At 72.8% G+C, this 3,077-nt stretch carries 4 protein-coding genes; all 4 read left to right on the top strand.

Annotation, left to right across the window (positions count from 1 at the left end; all coding sequences use genetic code 11):
- On the top strand, positions 1-1,175 hold a 1,175-nt coding region (locus SACHA_RS19500; protein WP_019806234.1), incomplete at its 5' end, for an ABC transporter ATP-binding protein.
- A 5-nt stretch (positions 1,176-1,180) separates the two neighbouring features.
- Positions 1,181-2,092: an alpha/beta fold hydrolase gene (locus SACHA_RS0100185; protein ID WP_157601541.1), complete on the top strand. Its 912-nt coding sequence runs from the start codon at positions 1,181-1,183 to the stop codon at positions 2,090-2,092.
- Entirely contained in the window at positions 2,079-2,654 is a 576-nt protein-coding gene (locus tag SACHA_RS0100180) for a hypothetical protein (protein WP_039737341.1), read from the top strand. The genes SACHA_RS0100185 and SACHA_RS0100180 overlap by 14 nt, the downstream gene beginning before the upstream one ends.
- Positions 2,651-3,077, top strand: a 427-nt coding sequence (locus SACHA_RS24735; protein ID WP_019806231.1) for an NAD(P)-binding protein, incomplete at its 3' end; no start/stop codon positions are given. The genes SACHA_RS0100180 and SACHA_RS24735, both read left to right, overlap by 4 nt.

Below are 3,077 nucleotides of genomic sequence, written 5' to 3'. Positions count from 1 at the left end.
GGCTCGGGGGGCTGGCGCTGCGCGCCCGCCGCGCGGGGGCCCGGGTGAGCGCGCTCAACGCGTTGCTCACACCGTCGATGAGCATCGGTGTGCAGGCCTCGCTCGCGGCCGTGCTCGTCACCGGGATGAGCCGGGTGGCGCACGGCGCGATGGCCGTGGCCGACCTGACGGCGTTCATCATGTACCTGTTCTACCTGGTCACCCCGCTGGTGACGCTGTTCATGGGGATCGGCCAGCTCCAGCAGGGCCGGGCGGCGCTCGGCCGGATCAACGAACTCGCCGCGGTCGAACAGGAACCGGACACGACCACCGCGGCACCGGAGCCCGCCGCTTCCCCGGCCGCTTCCCCCGCCGCCCCTTCCCCGGCGAGCGTCGCGGACCCCGTGCCGGACACCGGGGAGTCCGGCACGGGGTCCGAGGTGTCGTTCGAGGAGGTGGGTTTCTCCTACGACGCCGAGCCGGTGCTGCGCGGAGTGTCGTTCACCGCGCCCGCACGGGGACTCACCGCGATCGTCGGTCCCTCCGGCGCGGGGAAGACGACGCTGCTGCAACTGTTGATGCGTTTCTACCCCGTCCACACCGGACGTGTACTGCTCGACGGTGAGGACATCGGGCGCATCCCGTTGGGCGAGGTGCGCAGGCGCGTCGGCTACGTGCAGCAGGAGAGCACGATGCTGCGCGGCACCATCGGGGAGAACCTCACCTACGGCCGGTCCGAGGCCCCGACCGCGGAGATCGAACGGGCGCTGTGCCTGGCCGGCCTGGACGACCTCGTGCGCACCCTGCCGAAGGGACTCGGCACGGAGCTGGGCGATTCCGGGATCGGACTCTCCGGCGGGCAACGGCAACGGCTGGCCATCGCCCGGATGCTCATCCGGCGCCCGTCCGTGCTGCTGCTCGACGAGGCGACATCCAATCTGGACTCCGACTCGGAGCTCGGCCTGCGCACGAGCATCCGGGACCTCGCCGCCGAGTGCACCGTGCTCAGCGTGGCACACCGGATGTCCACGGTGGTCGGCGCCGACCGGATCGTGGTGCTGGACCGGGGCGCGGTCGACGGTATCGGGACGCATCACGAACTGTCCGGGACCAGCCGGCTCTACCGGCGATTGACAGCCATCCAGTTCCAGGACGGCGGGCCGAGCGTGGTGCCCGCCGGGCAGGAAGGTCGGTGATCGACATGCGGGTCCGGGCCACGGGTCCGGCCGGGCGCCTCGTGCGGATCGGCGGGCGTGCGGTACACGTGCTGGGCACGGAACCGCCGGACGGCGTCCCCGGCGGGACGCCGACGGTGGTCTTCGAGAGTGGGCTGGCCGCACCGGTGCAGGCCTGGACGTGGGTGCGGGAAGCCGTAACCCCGCACGCCCGGACGGTGAGCTACGAACGCGCGGGCACGGGGTTCAGCGGCCGGGCACCGGGTCCGCGTGCTGTCCCACGGCTGGCCGCCGAACTGGGCGAGGTGCTGGACGCACTGGCCGTCACCGGCCCGGTGGTGCTCGTGGGGCACTCGTTCGGCGGCCTGGTGACGCGCTGTTTCGCCGGCCGGTACCCGCACCGGGTGGCGGGGCTGGTGCTGGTCGACGCGCTGCACCCGGAGGAGCTGCGCCGGTCGGCCACCCAGCGGCGCGGCATGGCGTGGCTGGAGCAGTCCCTGCAGTTGTCCGCGCTGCGGGCGCTGCTGCGGCTCGGCCGCCGGGAGATCGCCGATCAGTTCACCGAGCTGCCGGAGACCGCCGCGCGGCAGGCCCGGGAGCGGATGCACGTGCCCGGCGTCTGGCGCACCGCCGCCGCGGAGCTGGTGGCCTGGAAGAACGCCGACCCGGCCGATCTCACCGGGGGGCCGTTTCCCGCCCACTCCACGCTCGGCGTCGTCATCTCCGGGGAGTCGCTGCGCAACGACGCCGCCCACCGCAAGCTTCAGGACGAGTTGTGCGCGTTGGCCCCCGACCCGGTGGTCACGCTCGTGCGGGACGCGAGTCACTTCGGTCTGGTGCTCGAACGCGAACACGGCCGGACGGTCGCCGACACGATCAACACGGTGCTGGCCACGGCGAACGTGCCGGACGGGGAGGGCGAGCATGTCGCGAGGTAAGGTGACGGCCCCGGCCCGTCGTGTGCTGTACGCCGCCCTCGGAACCTGGTTCGGACTCACCGTCGTCGGGCAGAAGCTGTACCGCGACCAGCGCAGACAGACCGTGTGGGACCGGCTGTACCTGCTGATCCCGGACTGGCGGTTCTTCGCGCCGAACCCGGGTATCCACGACCACCACCTGCTGCTGCGCGACCGGCTCACCGACGATTCACTCACCGAGTTCCGCGAGGTCAGCCGGGTCCGCGAACGTACCCTGCTGCAGGCGCTGTGGCATCCCCACCGACGCGCCGAGAAGACGATCTTCGACTCGGTCGCGGAACTGCTCCGGTACGTGGGTCAGCACGGCGAGGGCAGGCGCGGGCCGGACCCGAGTCTGCAGCTCTCCGTGCCGTACCTGACCCTGCTCGCCTATGTCACCGCCCGCGAGCACCATCCCGACGCGGTGCGCACCCAGTTCCTCATCGCGATCTCCGGCGGCTACGAGACCGAGGACGAACCCACGATGGTGTTCCTCTCCGAGTGGCACGCCCTGGACACCCCCGCGGCCGGGGAGCGGCGGTGACCCCGGACGGCGGCGACTCCGTCGTGGTCGTCGGCGGTGGCCTCGCGGGAGCGGCGTGCGCCGCGTGCCTCACGGCCAGGGGCATCCCGGTCACCGTGCTCGAACGCACCGGGCACACGCCGGTCGAGGGGGTGGAGGTGCTCGCCCCGGGCGTGCACCCGGTGCTGTCCGAACTCGGGCTCACCGGGCACACGCGGGACGCGGGGTTCGCCCGCTGCGACGTCTCGGTGCTGGACTGGGGCAACGGCGAGCCGCCGTGGCGCAGCGTCTTCGCCGAGGACGGGGGATTCGACCACGGCTACCACGTCGGTCACCACACGCTCGTGGAGTCGCTGCTGGCCCGGGCCGTATCGGGTGGCGCACGGCTGCTGCGCGGCGCCGACGTGCTCGCCCCGCTCGTGGCCGGCGACGGCCGGGTCACCG

The organism is Saccharomonospora halophila 8, from assembly GCF_000383775.1.
GTDB classification, from domain to species: Bacteria; Actinomycetota; Actinomycetes; order Mycobacteriales; family Pseudonocardiaceae; genus Saccharomonospora; species Saccharomonospora halophila.
This window is presented reverse-complemented; position numbering and strand designations above follow the sequence as displayed.

Excerpts from the sequence above, each read along its gene's own strand:
- SACHA_RS0100185 (WP_157601541.1), top strand. The coding sequence starts at position 1,181 with ATGCGGGTCCGGGCCACGGGTCCGGCCGGGCGCCTCGTGCGGATCGGC.
- SACHA_RS0100180 (WP_039737341.1), top strand. The coding sequence starts at position 2,079 with ATGTCGCGAGGTAAGGTGACGGCCCCGGCCCGTCGTGTGCTGTACGCC.